The sequence below is a fragment of the Pseudomonas sp. NPDC098747 genome, assembly GCF_044760045.1.
Lineage (GTDB): Bacteria > Pseudomonadota > Gammaproteobacteria > Pseudomonadales > Pseudomonadaceae > Aquipseudomonas.
Window position 1 is genome coordinate 101,912 of sequence record NZ_JBIWAL010000008.1, and the last position, 19,176, is coordinate 121,087.

The window sequence follows — 19,176 nt, forward strand, 5'->3', positions numbered from 1 at the left end:
AGTTTTTTAAAGATGCCGTTACGGACCCAAGAGAACTGGCCCCACGGCGCGACCAAGCTGGACGCCGAACACACACAATTTGCGCTGTGGGCACCTGACGCATCTTACGTCAGCGTACAACTGGACGATGGAGAGTCGCTGCCGATGCTGCCTCAGGCAGACGGCTGGTTCGTGGTCAAGACCCGCTGTCCGGCGGGCACTCGCTACCGTTACAACATCGATGGCGAACTGGAGGTGCCCGACCCGGCCTCCCGTGCCCAGGATGGTGACATCGACCGCCACAGCGTAGTGGTCGACCCTCTCGCCTATCAGTGGCAACACAGTACCTGGCAAGGTCGACCCTGGAACGAGGCGGTGATTTACGAAATGCACGTCGGCGCTCTCGGCGGCTTTGCTGCGGTTGAAGCGCATCTGGCGCGGCTTGTGGAACTGGGTATCACTGCAATCGAGCTGATGCCGATTGCGCAGTTTCCCGGCGATCGCAATTGGGGCTACGACGGCGTCTTGCACTACGCACCGCAAGCGTCCTATGGCACGCCCGAACAACTCAAACACCTGATCGATACCGCCCACGGCCACGGTCTGGCGGTGATTCTCGACGTGGTCTACAACCACTTCGGTCCCGATGGCAATTACCTGCACCGCTACGCCAAAGGCTTTTTCCGCGAGGACAAGCACACGCCGTGGGGCGCCGGGATCGATTTCCGCCGCCTGGAAATACGCGATTTTTTCATCGAGAACGCGTTGATGTGGCTGCTGGAATACCGCTTCGACGGTTTACGCCTGGACGCGGTGCACGCCATTGAAGATCCGCAATTCCTGCGCGAACTGGCGCGACGCATCCGCCAACAGATCGACGCGCCCCGGCATGTCTGGCTGACTGTGGAAAACGAGCTCAACCAATCCGGCCTGCTTGAAGAGGAATACGACGCGCAATGGAACGACGACGGGCATAACGCCCTGCACGTCCTGCTGACCGGCGAAACCGATGCGTATTACGCCGATTACGCGCTGCAACCGACCGAGCAACTGGTGCGCTGTCTGAGCCAGGGCTTCGTGTTTCAGGGTCATATCACCCGCCATGGCGAACCCCGGGGCGAACCGAGCGAACATCTGCCGTCGACCGCTTTCGTGCTGTTCTTGCAGAACCATGACCAGATCGGCAACCGCGCTTTTGGCGAGCGCCTGCATCAATTGGCCGATCCTCGGGCCTTACAGGCCGCCACGGTGCTGTTGCTGCTGTCACCAATGATTCCACTGATGTTCATGGGTGACGAGTTCGCCGCCCAACAGCCGTTTCTGTTCTTCACCAGCCATCACGGCGAATTGGCGGAATTGGTGCGCGAAGGTCGGCGCAACGAGTTCTGCGCGTTCAGCGCTTTCACCGATCCGCACAAACTCGAGCAGATCCCCGATCCGAATGCCGAACAAACCTTCCGCGCCTCGCAGCCAAAGCTGATCGACGGCGGTACGGAGCTGCAACAGGAAACCCTCGCCCTGTACCGGCAACTCCTGCAATTGCGCCATCAACACATCATTCCGCACCTGTCAGGTACGCAGGCCCTTGGCGCGCAAATGCTCGGCTACGCGGCCGTCAGCGCACGTTGGCGTTTGGGTGATGGCAGTGAGCTGCGAATCGACCTGAACCTCAGCGATACGCCGGTGGTCAACCCTCCACGAACCGGCGCAGTGTGGCTGTTCCAAAAGCCACCCGCCGACGAATCGTCGGATGAGGGCCTGCTGCCCCCGTATTGCGCGCTCGTCAGCCTCACCGCCGCCACCCCCTTGCAACCTCTGAATGGAGAGCGCCTATGAGCGATGCGCAACTGGAAATTCTCGCCAGTCGAGCCGGCCTTGCCGTCGACTGGATCGACGCCAACGGTCGCCCGCAAAAAGTCGCTCCGGCGGTGCTGCGCAATGTCCTGATCGGCCTCGGCCACCCCGCCAGCACGGCGCAGGAAATCGACGCCAGCCTGCTTGAGCTGCAACAAGTCCAGCAAGACCGCCACCTGCCGCCGCTGCTGACCAGTGACGTCGGTGTCAGCGTTGATCTGGCGCGCTATTTCAAACCCGAGACGCCATGTGAGATCCACCTCGAAGACGGTTCGCGAATGAACCTGAAACTCGATTCCGAGGCCAAGCTGCCCGGCGTGATTGCGGTCGGTTATCAGCAAGTGCACATCGACGATCAATACTTCACGCTGGCCGTGGCCCCGGAACGTTGCTTCAGCGTCGGCGATGCGGTCGACAACCCGATCCCCCGCGCCTGGGGCCTGAGCGTGCAGTTGTACGGCTTGCGACGCCCCGGTGACGGCGGTTTCGGCGACACCCAAGCGCTGGAGGAACTGGTCCGAGTCGCTGGCGAGCGCGGCGCCGATGCGCTGGCGATCAGCCCGATGCACGCGATGTTCAGCGCCGACACCGGGCGTTACAGCCCTTACTCGCCGTCCAGTCGTTTGTTTCTCAACTCGCTGTATGCCGCACCCGGCGCGATTCTCGGTGAACGCGCCTTGCGCGATGCAATCGACAGCGCAGGCCTGGCGCAACAGTTCTCGCAACTGGAAGAACTGAAACTGATCGATTGGCCGACCGCCGCCGACGCCAAACAAAAACTCCTGCAAGCCTTGTATGAAGGCTTCGTCACTGGCGACCATCCGTTGCACCCGGACTTCGCCAGTTTTCGTCACGCCGGCGGCGCAGCACTGGAGAACCACTGCCGTTTCGAAGCCATTCAGGAAATGCGCGCCGCCCGTGGCGAGAGCCTCGACTGGCGTGAATGGCCTGAGCACTGGCACGATCCGCGCGGCGCAGCTCTCGGCGCGTTTGCCGAGGAGTACGCCGAACGCATCGGCTACTTCGCCTTTTGCCAATGGCTGATTCACCGCTGCCTGGAACGCGCGCAAACCGCTGCGCGCAGTGCCGGCATGGGCATTGGCCTGATCGCCGACCTCGCAGTCGGTGCCGATGGTGGCGGCAGTCAGGCCTGGAGTTTTCAGGATGAACTGCTCGCCTCGCTGACCGTTGGCGCACCACCGGACATCCTCAATCGGTCCGGTCAGGGCTGGGGGATTTCTGCGTTCTCCCCCGAAGGCCTGATTCGCAATGGCTTTCGTGCATTTATCGAAATGCTTCGCGCCAACTTCGCCCATGCCGGCGGCCTGCGCATCGATCATGTCATGGGGCTGCAACGGTTGTGGGTGATTCCCAATGGTTCAGCGCCGGCCGACGGTGCCTACCTGTATTACCCGGTGGATGACTTGCTGCGTTTGTTGACCCTTGAGTCCCATCGCCATCAAGCCATCGTCCTCGGTGAAGACCTCGGCACCGTGCCCGACGGCCTGCAAGAAAAACTCATCGCCCGCTCCATACTCGGCATGCGCGTGCTGTTGTTTGAACAGAACAACACCCACTTCAAACCGATTCTCGACTGGCCGGACAACGCGCTGGCGACCACCAGCACCCATGATCTGCCGACACTCAACGGCTGGTGGCATGGCCGCGACATCGACTGGAACGCTCGCCTGGGTTTTGTCGATGCCAACGGCGAAATCGAATGGCGCCACCACCGCCAGCGTGAGCGCGAAGGCCTGCGTGGCGCCTTGAGTCAGGACCCGCAGAACTTTCGCGAGGAGTCCCACGAAGCCGATCAAATCGTTGACGCCGCTGTGCGTTACCTCGGCCACACCCGCGCGCCGCTGGTGTTACTGCCGATGGAGGATGCGCTGGGCATCGACGAGCAAGCGAACCTGCCGGGCACGATCGACACGCACCCGAACTGGTCGCGGCGCCTCCCCGGCACCGCCGAAGCGTTGCTTGACGGTGTGGATGCCGCGCGACGCCTGGAGCTCCTGGCGTGCGCGCGCCTTCAGGCTGCCGAGCGTGACCAATGAATCAATCGCTCATCCAGCCGCTGCGCGCCACCCTGCGACTGCAATTTCACAAAGATTTTACCCTGGCACAAGCGGTGCCACTGGTGCCGTATTTCGCCCGCCTCGGCATCAGCCACATCTACGCCTCGCCTCTGCTCGCCGCCCGGGCCGGTTCGATGCACGGCTACGACGTGGTCGACCCGACGCAAGTCAACCCGGAACTGGGTGGCGAGCCTGCGCTCAGGCATTTGGTCAGCACCCTGCGCAAACACGGCATGGGACTGATCCTCGACATTGTCTCCAACCACATGGCGGTCGGCGGCAACGACAATCCGTGGTGGCTGGACTTGCTGGAATGGGGACGTCTGAGCCCGTACGGCGAGTTCTTCGACATTCAGTGGCACTCGCCGGACCCGTTGATGGAAGGCCAGTTGCTGTTGCCATTTCTGGGTAGTGATTACGGTGTCGCGTTGCAAGAAGGCACTTTGAAGCTGCAATTCAATGCGCAAACCGGCAGCTTTTACGTCGAGCACTACGACCATCATTTCCCGATCTGCCCGAACGATTACGGTGAGTTGCTCAAAGCTGAAGAAGCACTGAAATCACTGGCCGATCGTTTCAGTGCACTGAGCTACCAGACCGACGCCCATTCGCTGGCCATTCCTTTGAAGGAAGAGCTGCAACAACTGGCAAGCGATACGCAGATGCTCGAAGCCATCCAGCGCAATCTGGCGAATTACGACTCCACCACCGAAGCAGGCTTCCACAAGCTGCATCAGTTGCTGGAACGCCAGAGCTATCGCCTGGCAAGCTGGCGCACGGCGGCGGACGACATCAACTGGCGGCGCTTCTTCGACATCAACGAACTGGGTGGACTGCGCGTCGAACGTCCGGCGGTGTTCGAAGCGACCCACGGCAAAATTTTCCAGTTGATCGCCGAAGGGCTTGTGGATGGTCTGCGCATCGACCATATCGACGGCCTCGCCGATCCGCGTGGTTATTGCCGCAAGCTGCGCCGCCGTGTCGATCTGCTTGCGCCGGGGCGTCATCTGCCGATCTACATCGAGAAGATCCTCGGTGCTGGCGAAAGCCCGCGCCGCGACTGGGCGGTGGACGGCACCACGGGTTACGAGTTCATGAACCAGTTGTCGTTGCTGCAACATGATCCCGATGGTGAGCACGTCCTCGGCGACTTGTGGCAACGCCGTACCGAACGCCCCGCCGCGTTCATCGAAGAGGCGCAACTGGCGCGTCAGCAGATCCTCAACGGTTCGCTGGCCAGCGATTGCGAAAGTGTCGCGCAGGCCTTGCTGCAAGTGGCCCGCGATGACTTGATGACCCGCGACCTGACCCTCGGTTCGATCCGCCGCGTATTGCAGGCGTTGATTGTGCACTTCCCGGTCTATCGCACCTACATCAGCGCGATGGGCCGCTCCACTCAGGATGAGGTGTTTTTCCAGCAGGCCATGGACGGTGCGCGGCAGACCCTCGGCGAAGGCGACTGGCCGGTGCTCGACTGCGTCGCGGCCTGGCTCGGTGGCACGCCGTGGCGGCAGAAGCCGCGCGGGCGTTCGCGCAAGATTCTCAAACATGCTTGCGTACGCTTCCAGCAACTGACGTCGCCAGCAGCCGCCAAAGCCGTGGAAGACACGGCGCTGTATCGCTCGGCTGTGCTGCTGTCGCGCAATGACGTCGGCTACAACACCGAACAATTCAGCGCACCGGTCAGCGATTTCCACGCCGTCAATCAGCAGCGTCTGAGCCAGTTCCCCGACAACCTGCTGGCCACCGCCACCCACGATCACAAACGTGGTGAAGACACCCGCGCGCGCCTCGCGGTACTCAGCGAACGCAGCCACTGGTATGCCGAACAAATCGAACTGTGGCGCGCCCTCGCTCGCCCGGTGCGCAGTGATGATCAACAACCGTCGACCGGCGATGAGCTGATTCTCTATCAAGCCCTGCTCGGCAGTTGGCCGCTGGATTTGCACGATGGCGATCAGGCCGGGTTTGCCGACTACGCCAAGCGCATCTGGCAGTGGCAGCAAAAAGCGTTGCGCGAAGCCAAGCTGCAAAGCAGTTGGAGCGCACCCAACGAGGCCTATGAAAACGCCGCGCAGTCGTTCACCGAAAAACTGCTGACCGGCGACGAAGGCGAGCTGCTACGCGCAGCCCTGCACAAGACCGTCAACAGCATCGCCGCCGCCGGCGCGCTCAATGGTTTGGCGCAAACTTTGCTGCGCATGACCGTGCCGGGAGTGCCGGATCTGTATCAAGGCAACGAGTTCTGGGACTTCAGCCTGGTCGATCCGGACAATCGCCGGCCGGTGGATTACGCCGCTCGCGAGCACGCCCTGGAGGCACAGTTGCCGGCCGGGGAATTGCTGCGGCACTGGCGCGACGGACGCATCAAGCAAGCCTTGATTGCTCAGGTGCTGAACTGGCGCGTCGAACATGCCGAGCTGTTCCGTCGTGGCTCGTACCAGGCTCTGGAGGTGCTGGGCAGCCAGGCGCACAACGTGCTGGCGTTTGCCCGTGAACATGAGGGGCAGCAAGCCATCGTGGTCGTGCCGATTCGCTGCGCGACCTTGCTGGAAAACAGTGCTGTACCGCAGGTCAATGCGCTGCGCTGGGGCGATACGCGGGTGGTTTTACCATTCGCCGCCTCTGAAACAAACCTGAAGGGACTTTTCGCAACTAGCGCAGTCACAAAAAACAGGGAGTTGAAAGTCAGCGACGCGCTGGGGGATGTCCCGGTCAATCTCTTTATCCAACACTTAACCTAAGCGTGAGTTCAGTTCAGGAGTATTGCGATGAGTACCGACGATAAACGCATTCGCGAATTCGCCTATCAGATCTGGGAATCTGAAGGCAAACCCGATGGCCAGGGAGAACGCCATTGGGAGATGGCGCGCAAACTGGCCGAAGCCGAAGCACTGGCGCCAAAAAAATCGCCCAAGGCTGCTGGCGGCAAGACCGCTGAGGTAAAAACCCCGGCAGCCAAGCTAAAAACCCCGGCCAAAGCCAAGCAACCGAGCGCTGCCAAAGTCGTACCGCCGGGCGAAAAAGCCGCCGAGAAAAAACCGCGAGCCGCACGCAAGCCCCCGGCGAACTGACGCTCTCCCGAGTATTGAACTGAACGACCGTGTGGCGAGTTCGCTCGCCACCGAGGGCTCCTTCGTCCTTAAGAAACCCCCATAACCTTTGCGTACATGGGCTTTAGTGGTGAGGGGATTTATCCCCGTTCGGCTGCGCAGCAGTCGCAAAACCCCTGCACGCGGTATGCCTGATACACCGCGACGGCACTGTTTGGGGCTGCTTCGCAACCCAACGGGGATAAATCCCCTCGCCACAGGGTTTCGGCTGCAGGGAGTTCGAATCACAAGGAACTCTTCACAACTGGCGGCCCCCAAAGTATCTCAACAAGGTTTTGTGTCACCCCCAGAATTCACCGTTTTGCAGGAGCAATCATGACCCGTCCAAATAAAGCCGAGCCCGTCACACACGCCGAGCCATCGAGAATTCGTGAGGGGCTACCCTTCCCGCTCGGCGCGACCTGGGATGGCCTGGGGGTGAACTTTGCCCTGTTCTCCGCCAACGCCACCAAGGTTGAACTGTGCATTTTCGATGACGCCGGCGAAGTCGAACTCGAACGCATCGAACTCCCGGAATACACCGACGAGATCTACCACGGCTATTTGCCTGATGCGCATCCGGGGCTGATCTACGGCTACCGCGTTTATGGCGCGTATGACCCGGCCAACGGTCACCGCTTCAACCACAACAAACTGCTGATCGACCCCTACGCCAAACAATTGGTTGGCAAGCTGAAATGGTCTGAAGCGCTGTTCGGCTACACCATTGGCCACCCAGACGCTGACCTCAGTTTCGACGAACGCGACAGCGCGCCATTCGTGCCCAAGTGCAAGGTCATCGACCCGGCGCACACCTGGGGCAACGACCAGCGTGTCAGCGTGCCGTGGGACAAAACCATCATTTATGAAACCCATGTGCGCGGCATCAGCATGCGCCATCCCTCTGTGCCGGAAAACGTGCGCGGCACCTTCGCCGGCCTGATGAATGACGATGTGCTCAAGCACATTCGCAGCGTCGGGGTTTCGTCGGTGGAGCTGCTGCCGATCCACGCCTTCGTCAATGACCAGCATCTGCTGCACAAGGGCATGACCAATTACTGGGGTTACAACAGCATCGCGTTCTTCGCCCCGGACCCGCGTTATCTGGCCAGCGGCAAGATCGCCGAGTTCAAGGAGATGGTCGCGCACCTGCACGAAGCCAATCTGGAAGTGATCCTCGACGTGGTCTACAACCACACCGCCGAGGGCAACGAGCAAGGCCCGACCCTGTCGATGCGTGGCATCGACAACGCGTCGTACTACCGTCTGATGCCGGATGACAAACGCTACTACATCAATGATTCCGGCACCGGCAACACCCTGGACCTGAGTCACCCGTGCGTGCTGCAAATGGTCACCGACTCGCTGCGTTATTGGGCCAGCGAGATGCATGTCGACGGTTTCCGCTTCGACCTGGCGACCATTCTCGGGCGTTATCACGGCGGTTTCGATGAGCGCCACAGTTTCCTTGTGGCCTGCCGTCAGGACCCGGTGCTGCGCCAGGTGAAAATGATTGCCGAGCCGTGGGATTGCGGCCCCGGCGGCTATCAGGTCGGCAACTTTCCGCCAGGCTGGGTCGAGTGGAACGACAAGTTCCGCGACACCGTGCGTGCGTTCTGGAAAGGTGACGACGGCCAGGTGGCCGACTTCGCCAGCCGCATGACCGCTTCCGGGGAGATGTTCAATCAGCGCGGGCGGCGGCCGTATTCCTCGGTGAACTTTATCACCGCCCACGACGGTTTCACCCTCAACGATCTGGTTTCGTACAACGACAAGCACAACGAAGCCAACGACGAGAACAATCAGGACGGCAGCAACAACAACCTGTCGTGGAATCACGGCGTCGAAGGCCCGACCGACGATCCCGAAATCAATGCCCTGCGCCATCGGCAGATGCGCAACTTCTTCGCCACGCTGCTGCTTTCCCAAGGCACGCCGATGATCGTCGCCGGTGACGAATTCGCGCGGACTCAGGACGGCAACAACAACGCCTACTGCCAGGACAGCGAAATCGGCTGGGTCAACTGGGATCTGAGCGAGGACGGCAAGGCCCTGCTCAAATTCGTCAAACGCCTGATCAAGCTGCGCCTCGCTTACCCGATCCTGCGCCGAGGGCGTTTCCTGGTTGGCGAATACAACGAAGACATCGGCGTCAAGGACGTGACCTGGCTCGCGCCCGATGCCACCGAGATGACCACCGAGCACTGGCACGATGCGCACAACCGCTGTCTGGGCATGCTGCTTGATGGCCGCGCGCAGGAAACCGGCATTCGCCGCAAGGGCGCCGATGCGACCCTGCTGCTGGTGGTCAACGCCCATCACGACATCGTCAACTTCACCTTGCCGGAAGTGCCTGACGGCAGTTTCTGGACGTGCATGATCGACACCAACCAGCCGTCGATCCGTGGTCAGGAACGCTTCGACTTCGGCAGCGAATACTCGGTCACCGGGCGTTCGCTGCTGCTGTTTGAACTGCAACGTGACGAAGAAGACTGATATGGATCTGCAAAACTATCTCGCCCGCCGCCCCCCGGACTACAGCGACACCGTAGCGCTGGGTGGTTGCCTGCGGGCGATGGTCGAAGCCGGACTCGACCGCTTGCCGCTACCGGGCAGCGGCCACACGCTGCAGCGTTGGCAGCATCTGGCCGATGTCGGTGGCCACGATCTGGGGCTGTGCAAACTCTATGAAGGCCACACCGACGCACTGGCAATCATCGAGCAACTGGGTGGTTCGCCAACGCCGGGCAGCACGTGGGGCATGTGGGCAGCAGAACCGCCGCAAGCGCGGGTGCAAGTGCGGCCCGCCGGGCACTTGGTGACGTTGCATGGACGCAAGGCCTGGTGTTCTGGCGCCGCAGTCCTCAGCCATGCGCTGCTCACCGCGTGGGACGCTGACGATCAACAGCAACTGGTTGCCGTCGCACTTGATCAACCGGGCGTAACCATTACCGATCAAGGCTGGCAAGCCGTGGGCATGGGCGCCAGCGGCAGCGTCGAGGTGTTGTTCGACGGCGCAGAAGCCCAGGCCATCGGCAATCCCGGAGATTACCTGCAACGCCCGGGGTTCTGGCAAGGCGGGATCGGCATCGCCGCCTGCTGGTATGGCGCAGCGCGGCAAATTGCCGAGGTGTTGCGTCAACAGTGCGCACAACGACAAGAGCCGCATGCCCTCGCCCACCTCGGCGCGGTGGACTCGGCGTTGCAGGCCGCCGCTGACGTATTGCGTTTCAGCGCCTTGCACATCGATGCGCATCCCGAAGACGACGCCGAACTCCTCGCCCGTCGCGCCCGCGCCGTGGTTGAACAATCATCTGAGCAAGTGATGCGCGAGGTCGGCCGGGCGCTGGGCGCCGGACCGTACTGCAAGGATCGGCATTTCGCCCGATTGATCGCCGACCTGCCGGTGTTCCTGCGGCAAAGCCACGCCGAACGCGACCTCGCCGCCCTCGGCCAACTCGTTGCCGCGCAGCCCGCTGAGGCCTGGACGCTATGAACGCCGCGAAGAAAGACAATCCAATCGTCGGCCACGGCACGTCCCTGCAGCAATGGCAAAACTCTCAGCATCTGGCGGAACTGCGCAGCATCGATATTCTCGACCTGGTGCCAGCCGGCGCCCGTGCCGTAATCATCGCGCCGCACCCGGACGATGAAGTGCTGGGCTGCGGCGGCATGTTGCAACTGCTCGCCGCCGCCGACCGCCCGCTGCAACTGATCTCGGTTACCGACGGTTGCGCCAGTCACCCCGGCTCGGAGCGCTGGCCGGTAGAACGCCTGAGCGTGATCCGTCCGCAGGAGTCCGCCGAAGCCCTGCGCCGCCTCGGCTTGCCGATGCATCTTCTCAAGTGGCTGCGCGGCGGGTTCACCGATACCCAAGTGGCCGCTCAGGAATCGGCGTTAAGCGACTTTATCCAACGCCATCTGCGCCCCAACGACGTGGTGTTTACCACGTGGCGCGAGGACGGTCATTGCGATCATGAAGCCGTCGGCCGCGCCAGTGTCACAGCAGCGCGAAGAGTCGGCGCTACCTGCCACGAACTGCCCGTGTGGACATGGCATTGGGCAACCCCCGAAGACGCGGTCGTGCCGTGGCAACGGGCGCGCAAGATTCTGCTGACACCTGAACAAGTCGCGCGCAAACGCCACGCGGTGCAAGCCTTCGCCAGTCAACTGGAAGGCGACCCCGCTGCCGGACTCTCCCCAGTGCTGGCGCCGCACATTCTCGAGCGCCTGCTGCAACCGTTCGAAGTGGTGTTTCTATGAGCGTCGAGGATCGTTATTTCGAAGGTCTGTTCGCCGGCAACGATGACCCGTGGGCGTTCCGCCAGCGCTGGTACGAACAGCGTAAACGCGCGATCACGCTCGCCGCTTTACCACGCGCGCACTATCGGGCGGTCTTCGAACCGGGCTGCGCCAATGGCGAGTTGAGCGCCGAACTGGCGAGTCGTTGCGACCGATTGCTGTGCTGTGACACGGCGAGTGCTGCGGTGAACCTGGCGCGCACCCGATTGGGTCTGTTTGATCACGCCGAAGTCCGCCAAAGTCGCTTGCCCGGCAACTGGCCGGAGGAAAAATTCGACCTGATTGTATTTAGCGAAATCGGCTACTACCTCGATGACAAGGATCTGACAGAAGTGATCCGTCGAATCAGCGATTCCCTGACGGCCGACGGCCAATTGCTGGCCTGTCACTGGCGCCCGCCCATTGAAGGCTGCCCGCTGAACGCACGACAGGTTCACGATCTGATTCACGAACAATTGCAACTGCCGCGTGTGGCGCTGCATCAGGAGGCGGACTTCATTCTCGAAGTGTGGAGCCGCGAACCGCGCTCCGTGGCGGCGTTGGAGGGCTTGCGATGATTGGCATTCTGATCCCGGCGCACAACGAAGAAGACCTGCTCGACGAATGCCTGAGCGCCGCCGTGCGCGCCAGCCGGCATGGCTTGCTGGCCGGTGAACGGGTCGAAGTGCTGGTGGTGCTGGACAGTTGCACTGATCGCTCGGCGCAAATCGTCAGCCGCTATCCGGTGCAGAGTCTGCACATCGAGGCACGCAACGTTGGCCAGGCCCGCGCTGCTGGCGCCCAGGTGTTACTGGAGCGCGGCGCGCGCTGGATCTCCTGCTCGGATGCCGACAGCCGCGTCGCCGACGACTGGCTGGTGGCTCAGTTAGGACTGGGCGCGGACGCGGTGTGCGGTACGGTCACCGTCGAGCGCTGGCATGAATCGTTCGATGAGGCGGCGCAGATCCACTACCACCGCAACTATCGGGCCTGCGATGGCCACCGGCATATCCACGGTGCCAATCTGGGCATCAGCGCCGACGCCTATCGTTGGGCCGGGGGCTTTAAACCGCTGGCCTGCGACGAAGATGTGCAATTAGTCCGCGAGCTGGAACTGGTCGGCGCCAACATCGCGTGGAGCCATCGCCCGCAGGTTCATACCAGTGCCCGCTTCGACAGCCGGGCCCGTGGCGGTTTTGGCGACTATCTGCGAAATCTGGCACAGTTGGTACCAAAAAAACCGGATCAGATTGATCTGTAACGCGACGAATCCGAGTTCATGGGCAATACTCCTGTGCGCGGCAATCCAGGGTTCGGAGCGCAGCAAGGCAATCAACCAGCCTTCACGGGTCGGCCACGTCGGACTTCATGACGTTGGGCACGATTGAGGGCGAGACCACACAAGGACGTCATACCCATGAAAACGTTATCGCTCAGTGAAGGCGCACCGTCGGCGCAAATCTGGAACAGCGCGGCGCAACTCGACAATATCCCCGTCATCAATACCCGCAGTCTGGTGCCCAACGGCGCGCGCGCAGTGATCATCGCCCCGCATCCCGGCGATGAAGTGGTGACCTGCGGCGGCCTTCTGCAACTACTCTCAAGCTTGGGCCACCCGCTGCAATTGCTCTCCATCACCGATGGCAGCGCCAGCCACCCCGGGTCGCGACAATGGTCGGAAAAACGCCTGAGCGTATTCCGCCCACAAGAAAGCGTCGAAGCCCTGCGCCGCCTCGGCTTGCCGATGCACAGCCTGAAATGGGTGCGCGGCGGCTTCACCGACAACGCCCTCAGCGATCAACACAGCCAGTTAACCGAATTCATCGGCCGTTACCTGCGGCCCGGCGACGTGGTGTTCAGCACCTGGCGCGGTGACGGCAACGATGATCATGAGGCCGTCGGTCACGCCGCTGCCGAAGCCGCTGAACTGGCCGGGGCGACATTCCACGACGTACCTGTCCGGGCCTGGCACTGGCCGGAGCGCGAACAACAATTGATCCCTTGGGATCGGGCACGAAAACTGCGCCTGGACACCTGGACGGTCGCGCGCAAAAGCCACGCCACCCACGCCTACGCGAGTCAACTCAAGGGCGAACCGGTACTCGGTATTGCGCCGATGCTGCCGCCCGTCATCCTCGAACGCATGCGCTTGCCCTACGAGATCGTTTTCGTCTGACCTACCCGTGCAGGAGCTGCCGAAGGCTGCGATCTTGGGACCTTTGACTTTCGCACTGATGACCATTCGTCGGCACCTGTCAGATCTGACAGGTGCGCAACTCTCCAATCCAGCGTTCAATCACTCCGTCACCTACCCGACCGGAGTCCCTCGCCCATGTCCGCCAACGACCTGCCCGACAACAGCACCCTGCTCTTCAAGGAACTTGACATCCCCGGCCGCACCGGACCGGTGTCCGTGAGGCCGATGATAGTGTGGGGGATCAACCTGGCTGCCGCGCGGGACAACTTTCCCCGTCAGGGCCTGTTGTGCCGGGCCGGGCCGTGGAGTGCGATGGGCGTTGGCGACAAGCTGACGATTTTTTGGGGCGAAGGGCCGCACGTACACCAAGAGGTCATCGACAAGAACGAGGTCGGCACCGAGCTGCAGATGTTCGTGCCAGCGGCCCGCATCAACGAAGGCAAATTCGCCGTCTCCTACACCGTCACCCGCCTCAACCAGACTCCCGAGCCTTCGGACATGATGGAGGTTTTAGTCAAACTCACCCGCCCCGGCGGCCATGACGAAAACGATGGGCCGGGCCATTCGAAGCTGATCATGAGCATCCCGCCCGAGATCATCGCCGGTGGCATTGACCAGGACAACGTTGTCGACGGTTTTCTGGTCACCATCGGCAACGCTGACGGCTCGCCACCTTATCCAAACGCGGCGGCCGGAGATCAGATCCAGGTGACCTGTGGCGGGGTATTTGTGCTCAGCGAGCGGCTCACCCAGGATCAGGCCGAGGGCAAGACGCCGACCACGGTACACGTCGACGAAGCCGCCATTCGTGAGGCCGGCGACTCCGATGAAAGGGGGCTGCAGGTGGCCTTCGAGGTTTACGACCTGGTGGACAACCGCTCCGAGGACTGGAGCTTCGAGCAGCGAATAGTGGTCGCCGTCGACTCGACGCGGCTGTCGGCGCCGTTGCTCAAAGAAGCCGTGAACAACGTGCTGGACGTCGACAAGCTGGGCAACGCCAATGGCACGGCGCAGATCATCGCCATGGACGGCAGCAAATTCAAAGTGGGCGACATCATCATTGTGCGAATCAAGGGCACTCCGGTGGAGGGTGCGCCAATCGATGTCGAGATCAAGGGTGAACCGCTGGTCAGCTTGCCGAGCATTCCCGAAATTTCGCTGCCCAACGCTTTACTGGTGCAAATGGCCAAGTCCCAGCTCGCGATGTCCTACCGGGTGAAAAAGGCCGACGGTTCCGCAGAGCTGCGCGCCAAGACCCAGTTCATCAGTGCGATCGGCCAGATACATCGGCTGGCGGCACCGATCGCACTGGATGCGGTGCAAGGCGCCCTCGATCCGACGCTTGCACAAGTGCGCATCGAAATCGCGTGGAACGACTCCTTCGGCGCCGGCATTTCATTAGAGCTGATCTTGCTCGGTACTCGCCCCGATCAGACCCCGTACTTGCCCAAATTGCCGCTGCGCATCATCACCGACGGCGACATGGCTGCCAAAGACCCGCTGCGGATCAACATCCCCGGCGAACCGCACCTGTCTACACTCGAAGGCGGAACAGCGGAGCTGTACTACCGGGTGCACAGCGAAGACGCGGTGCTTAGCAAAATGAACCGGGTCAACGCCACCCATGCCGTCCGCGAATCGATCCACGCCGACATCCTGCAAGTCGGCAAACCGCGCTTGGAACTGCCGGAGCCAGTCGTGGCCGGCGTGGTCAACGGTATCCTGCCCGCCGACACCGACGGCACCACGCTGACCGTGCCCTACCAAAAAACGGAGTCCGGCGATGAGGTGACGTACAAATGGATCGGTTCTAAAACCGGCACGACCAGCGACTCGGTCAAGCTCAACTCGTTCACTGCCGGCAAGGAAGTGCCGTTCACCATCGACGAGGCGTTGATCAGGGGTAATGTAGGCGGCTTGGTAAAAGCGAACTATTCCATCAAGCGTTTGGCGGGCGGCACCAGTGATTCCGATTCACTGGAGTTCAGTGTCGGGGTGGCACTGGACCTCAAAGCGCCCTCCATCAAGCAGGCGCCGGAGGGTGACAGTCTTGACCCGTTCGCGGCGCAGGACCAACTCACCGCTGTCATTGATTACGTCGGCATGCGCGTCGGCGACGAGCTCAAAGCGACCTTCATGGGTGCCCCGGGAACCCCCGCCGGTGGCTCGCACACCACGGCGCCAATGACCGTCACCACGGTTGGCCCGCAGAAAATTGCGCTGTTGGTGGGGGTGCTTGCCTTCAATCTCGGTAAAGAGGTGACAGTGAGCTACACCGTGACCCTTGACGGTATGTCGAAAGACTCGGAGCCCTTGTTGCTGAGCGTGCTGCCGATTGCCGACGCAGACCCGGCGCTGGGCAAACCACTGATCAGGCAAGCCGCCAACAACGGCGAAGGCCCGGAGTTTGATGTTAGCGCCCTGACTGCAGCGGCAACCGTGCGCGTAAACAGCTATCCGCTGATCGCGTTGAAACAGCCTGGGTGGATGCGTGTGGAGGGCACCAACACCGATGGAAGCGCGTACGCCAGGACGCTCTGGCAGCCACCTGGAGGACAAACCAATATAACCTGGATCAATCAAGGTTTCTGGGACCACTCAATTGCATTGGCCGAGATGAAAAACCTTAAGAACGGCACTGGGTTTAAGATTCAATTCAAGGCTGGATTGAGTGGCAGCCAGGTCGAGAGGGAAGCCGTGCCGTTCGAGGAACGCATTTATACCGTCAAATCCAAGGTGTGGTTGACGCCGACGCTGGGCAATGTGCTCGACGACAAGGCCGTTGAAGTTACCGAAGGTCAAATAACCGTTAGCACCTCGTTGAAACTCAAAGGCACGGCCACCGAGGGTGAAAAAGTCGAAATTTATGACGGCAGCGGCGCAACTGCAGAGTTAAAGGGAACTGCCGACGTGCAACCAGTAACGGGAAACTGGGACTACACGATAACTGTACCCGTCGGCTCGCGGCGGCTGTATGCCAAGGCACTTTATCCCGCAAGTCAGGTACTTTCGAACGTGCGGAACTTGACCGTTACATTGGCCACAGCGCCGACGATCGATTCAGTCAAAGGCTCGCCGAGCGGTGTTGAAATTCCCGACAATGGTTCTACGGTAGAAAGCGCCGTCACGCTGACAGGCACTGCCGCCAAGGGCCAGAAGGTCCGAGTGTTCGATGGCACAACGTCCAAAGGTGAGCCCGTTGCAGGCGCGACCACCGGCGTCTGGACACTGCCCGTGACAGGTCTTGCCTACATGAAACACAGCTTCACCGCCAAGGCACTGTATGGCACAGGTCAGACATCTGAGGCCCGTAAGCTGACAGTACAGTTTGCTGATACTTCAGATTTTACAGGCTATAACTACAATGGATGGAGTTCAAACTACCCAATAACAATCGGGGTATCTAATGGAGTTTATTATCTAAAGTCTGCAGCCACCGGCGGCCCCATGCTCTTTAAACACTATAACGGAGCGGGCGCTGGAACTTACGAAACGTCCTTGACTTATAGAAACTCAGGAACTCCAAATTACGGACAAAACGCCATCTATATAGGACGGGAGGTGGTTCATTTATACCCCTCCGGGGGAAGTCAATGGAAAACCTTAAAAGCACAGCTCTCGACCTCTACGGAGAACTTTTTGCTTCAGATTATATTCGCCATGGAATCCACGGAAATCTCAAACATTACAGTGAGGAAAATTTCTTGAAGTTACCTGTGCGCTTTTGAAGTGCTGAGGTGAACAGATCCAGAGGAGACTGAGGGACAGATCATTTTTTCTCGGGATGAAGTTCGAAGCACTGCCAAAAATCGCAGTCTTCAGCAGCTTTGCGATCATGGATCTGGGAGCTGCAGAACGCGACAGACAACGTTTCCCCCGAAAAATCGCCCAACGCTTTGACTTTTAAACTCAGGTGTTGAAAGGACACCTACAGATACGGGTTTCAGGCTACAAATCCTTGCGCCTTTGCCTACAGCTACGCCAGAATCCGCCGGCTTGTGCGCCTTGGGGGTGGGTTTTATTGTGGGTCGGTCGCTGACTAATCAGCGATCGGGTCTCGCAGCCCGACGATCTCTGGACGCACAACACCCGTCGTTTCTATGGCGGCTGTACGTGGGAGACCTTAGGGTCTGCCGGTTCTAGAGTCCCGGTCTGCGACCCGCGTATAGCTGCCACCTATTTTCGTATCGCAGCGAAATGCGGCAGCTCCGTTGACTCTAGGAGCTTTATCAATGATCAAACCCACACCCAGCCCGCCCGAAACCGACCCCACCTCTCCCTACGAATCCCTCGATTCAAAAAAACTCAACGAAGCCGCCGATCGCGCGCTCGATCACTATCTTTCCCCGCCCGGCTCCACCCCACCGCCACGTAAGACCCGCAGAATGTACGCCGTTACCGCAGACTTCAAAAACGAGGAACTGCTGGTCGATGCCTGCGAAACACTCGCCTCGGCCAAAACCATCGCCAATGACTTCGCCCGCCTCTTGCCAGCGTCGCAGCGCAGGACGCTGTTGGGGATTGCGCAACTGATCATGCTGGGGGAACTGGCGGTGAATCGGGTGCTGGATAATCTGGAGTTGCCGGGCTAACACTGGCACAGCCCCTCGGCACAAATGGGGCAGTTCCACCGTTGGGTGGGTGTGCGCATTCCGACGGAACTGCCACCCCCACCCACCAGTCGCATGAACAGGCACTCAGGATTCAGAGGAGTAACCGTGTCCAGCGATCCCCAGCCTCACATCGTCGACGCACCCGCCATCCATCGCATGCGGGTGCTGACGGTCAATACCCACAAGGGTTTTACCGCGTTCAACCGGCGTTTCATTCTCCCGGAGCTGCGTGAAGCCGTGCGCAGCACTTCGGCCGATCTGGTGTTTTTGCAGGAAGTGGTGGGTGAACACGAGCGGCATTCGAACCGCTACAACGAATGGCCACAAACTTCGCAGTACGAATTTCTCGCCGACAGCATGTGGGGCGATTTCGCCTACGGGCGCAATGCGGTTTATCCCCACGGCCATCACGGTAATGCACTGCTGTCGAAATACCCGATTCGCGAATACCGCAACCTCGATGTCTCGATCACCGGCCCCGAGCGTCGTGGCTTGTTGCACTGTGTGCTGGATGTGCCGGGGCACGCCGAAGTACACGCGATCTGCGTGCATTTGAGCCTGCTCGAAAGCCATCGCCAATTGCAGTTGCAACTGCTCTGCCAGTTGCTCGAATCCCTTCCGGACGACGCACCGGTGATCATCGCCGGCGACTTCAACGATTGGCAGTTGCACGGCAACGCCGCCCTCGCCCGGCGTGATTATCTGCACGAAGCGTTCGAACGCCATCACGGTCGCCCGGCCAAGACGTATCCGGCGCGGTTTCCTCTGTTGCGTCTGGACCGCATCTACCTGCGCAACGCCAGCAGTCATGACCCGCAAATCCTTGGCAACAAGCCTTGGACACACTTGTCGGATCACCTGCCGCTGGCGGTTGAAGTGCATCTGTAGCAACGCATCACTCATGACCGTTCGTCAGACACGCCGACCGGCGCCAGAAAAACCTTCTACACCTTTAGAGGCTAAGGACTAGCACTTTCAATTCGTTAGGGTTCAGATCTCACGTAGTTCATCAGTTCAGAGGTTTTTAGATCCGGCACCCCTTCAAGGATGAATACCCCACTGGTTCCTCCATGGAAATTGCC

13 protein-coding genes are annotated in these 19,176 nt (G+C 60.7%); all 13 read left to right on the plus strand.

All coding sequences use genetic code 11. The features are described from left to right. Nucleotides 1-12: 12 nt before the first annotated feature. Nucleotides 13-1,815 carry a malto-oligosyltrehalose trehalohydrolase gene (treZ, locus tag ACIQVE_RS07585; RefSeq protein WP_402806265.1) on the plus strand — a complete coding sequence of 601 codons (1,803 nt, stop codon included), beginning with the start codon at nt 13-15 and terminating at the stop codon, nt 1,813-1,815. Beyond that, a complete protein-coding gene (malQ, locus tag ACIQVE_RS07590) occupies nt 1,812-3,890 on the plus strand; it encodes a 4-alpha-glucanotransferase (RefSeq protein WP_402806268.1) in 2,079 nt (692 codons plus the stop codon). The genes treZ and malQ overlap by 4 nt, the downstream gene beginning before the upstream one ends. Beyond that, the gene (locus ACIQVE_RS07595; RefSeq protein ID WP_402806270.1) at nt 3,887-6,655 is read left to right on the plus strand and encodes a malto-oligosyltrehalose synthase; all 2,769 of its coding nucleotides are present in this window, start codon (nt 3,887-3,889) and stop codon (nt 6,653-6,655) included. Before malQ ends, ACIQVE_RS07595 begins: the two co-directional genes overlap by 4 nt. Before the next feature lie 27 nt (nt 6,656-6,682). After that, the gene (locus tag ACIQVE_RS07600) at nt 6,683-6,985 is read left to right on the plus strand and encodes a DUF2934 domain-containing protein (RefSeq protein WP_402806272.1); all 303 of its coding nucleotides are present in this window, start codon (nt 6,683-6,685) and stop codon (nt 6,983-6,985) included. 354 nt (nt 6,986-7,339) lie between these two features. Continuing rightward, the gene (glgX, locus tag ACIQVE_RS07605) at nt 7,340-9,499 is read left to right on the plus strand and encodes a glycogen debranching protein GlgX (protein ID WP_402806275.1); all 2,160 of its coding nucleotides are present in this window, start codon (nt 7,340-7,342) and stop codon (nt 9,497-9,499) included. Nucleotide 9,500: 1 nt separating this feature from the next. Next, complete coding sequence (locus tag ACIQVE_RS07610; RefSeq protein ID WP_402806278.1) at nt 9,501-10,499, plus strand: acyl-CoA dehydrogenase; 999 nt, start codon at nt 9,501-9,503, stop codon at nt 10,497-10,499. After that, the gene (locus ACIQVE_RS07615) at nt 10,496-11,266 is read left to right on the plus strand and encodes a PIG-L deacetylase family protein (RefSeq protein ID WP_402806279.1); all 771 of its coding nucleotides are present in this window, start codon (nt 10,496-10,498) and stop codon (nt 11,264-11,266) included. The genes ACIQVE_RS07610 and ACIQVE_RS07615 overlap by 4 nt, the downstream gene beginning before the upstream one ends. Further along, entirely contained in the window at nt 11,263-11,862 is a 600-nt protein-coding gene (locus tag ACIQVE_RS07620) for an SAM-dependent methyltransferase (RefSeq protein WP_402806282.1), read from the plus strand. The genes ACIQVE_RS07615 and ACIQVE_RS07620 overlap by 4 nt, the downstream gene beginning before the upstream one ends. Then, complete coding sequence (locus tag ACIQVE_RS07625) at nt 11,859-12,545, plus strand: glycosyltransferase (protein ID WP_402806285.1); 687 nt, start codon at nt 11,859-11,861, stop codon at nt 12,543-12,545. The genes ACIQVE_RS07620 and ACIQVE_RS07625 overlap by 4 nt, the downstream gene beginning before the upstream one ends. 156 nt (nt 12,546-12,701) lie before the next feature. Further along, a complete protein-coding gene (locus ACIQVE_RS07630; protein ID WP_402806288.1) occupies nt 12,702-13,460 on the plus strand; it encodes a PIG-L deacetylase family protein in 759 nt (252 codons plus the stop codon). 156 nt (nt 13,461-13,616) lie between these two features. Continuing rightward, on the plus strand, nt 13,617-17,189 hold the full coding sequence (locus ACIQVE_RS07635; protein WP_402806290.1) for a hypothetical protein: 3,573 nt from the start codon (nt 13,617-13,619) through the stop codon (nt 17,187-17,189). A gap of 524 nt (nt 17,190-17,713) precedes the next feature. Further along, on the plus strand, nt 17,714-18,073 hold the full coding sequence (locus ACIQVE_RS07640) for a DUF6124 family protein (protein WP_402806292.1): 360 nt from the start codon (nt 17,714-17,716) through the stop codon (nt 18,071-18,073). A 177-nt stretch (nt 18,074-18,250) separates the two neighbouring features. Continuing rightward, nucleotides 18,251-18,982, plus strand: coding sequence for an endonuclease/exonuclease/phosphatase family protein (locus ACIQVE_RS07645; RefSeq protein WP_402806383.1), 732 nt, complete (start codon nt 18,251-18,253; stop codon nt 18,980-18,982). Nucleotides 18,983-19,176: the final 194 nt, after the last annotated feature.

Bases quoted from the DNA above. Each gene is read 5' to 3' on its own strand.
- ACIQVE_RS07615 (WP_402806279.1), top strand. From the start codon at position 10,496: ATGAACGCCGCGAAGAAAGACAATCCAATCGTCGGCCACGGCACGTCC.
- ACIQVE_RS07645 (WP_402806383.1), top strand. From the start codon at position 18,251: ATGCGGGTGCTGACGGTCAATACCCACAAGGGTTTTACCGCGTTCAAC.
- ACIQVE_RS07610 (WP_402806278.1), top strand. From the start codon at position 9,501: ATGGATCTGCAAAACTATCTCGCCCGCCGCCCCCCGGACTACAGCGAC.
- ACIQVE_RS07640 (WP_402806292.1), top strand. From the start codon at position 17,714: ATGATCAAACCCACACCCAGCCCGCCCGAAACCGACCCCACCTCTCCC.
- ACIQVE_RS07620 (WP_402806282.1), top strand. From the start codon at position 11,263: ATGAGCGTCGAGGATCGTTATTTCGAAGGTCTGTTCGCCGGCAACGAT.
- treZ (WP_402806265.1), top strand. From the start codon at position 13: ATGCCGTTACGGACCCAAGAGAACTGGCCCCACGGCGCGACCAAGCTG.
- ACIQVE_RS07625 (WP_402806285.1), top strand. From the start codon at position 11,859: ATGATTGGCATTCTGATCCCGGCGCACAACGAAGAAGACCTGCTCGAC.
- malQ (WP_402806268.1), top strand. From the start codon at position 1,812: ATGAGCGATGCGCAACTGGAAATTCTCGCCAGTCGAGCCGGCCTTGCC.
- ACIQVE_RS07600 (WP_402806272.1), top strand. From the start codon at position 6,683: ATGAGTACCGACGATAAACGCATTCGCGAATTCGCCTATCAGATCTGG.
- ACIQVE_RS07595 (WP_402806270.1), top strand. From the start codon at position 3,887: ATGAATCAATCGCTCATCCAGCCGCTGCGCGCCACCCTGCGACTGCAA.
- ACIQVE_RS07635 (WP_402806290.1), top strand. From the start codon at position 13,617: ATGTCCGCCAACGACCTGCCCGACAACAGCACCCTGCTCTTCAAGGAA.
- ACIQVE_RS07630 (WP_402806288.1), top strand. From the start codon at position 12,702: ATGAAAACGTTATCGCTCAGTGAAGGCGCACCGTCGGCGCAAATCTGG.
- glgX (WP_402806275.1), top strand. From the start codon at position 7,340: ATGACCCGTCCAAATAAAGCCGAGCCCGTCACACACGCCGAGCCATCG.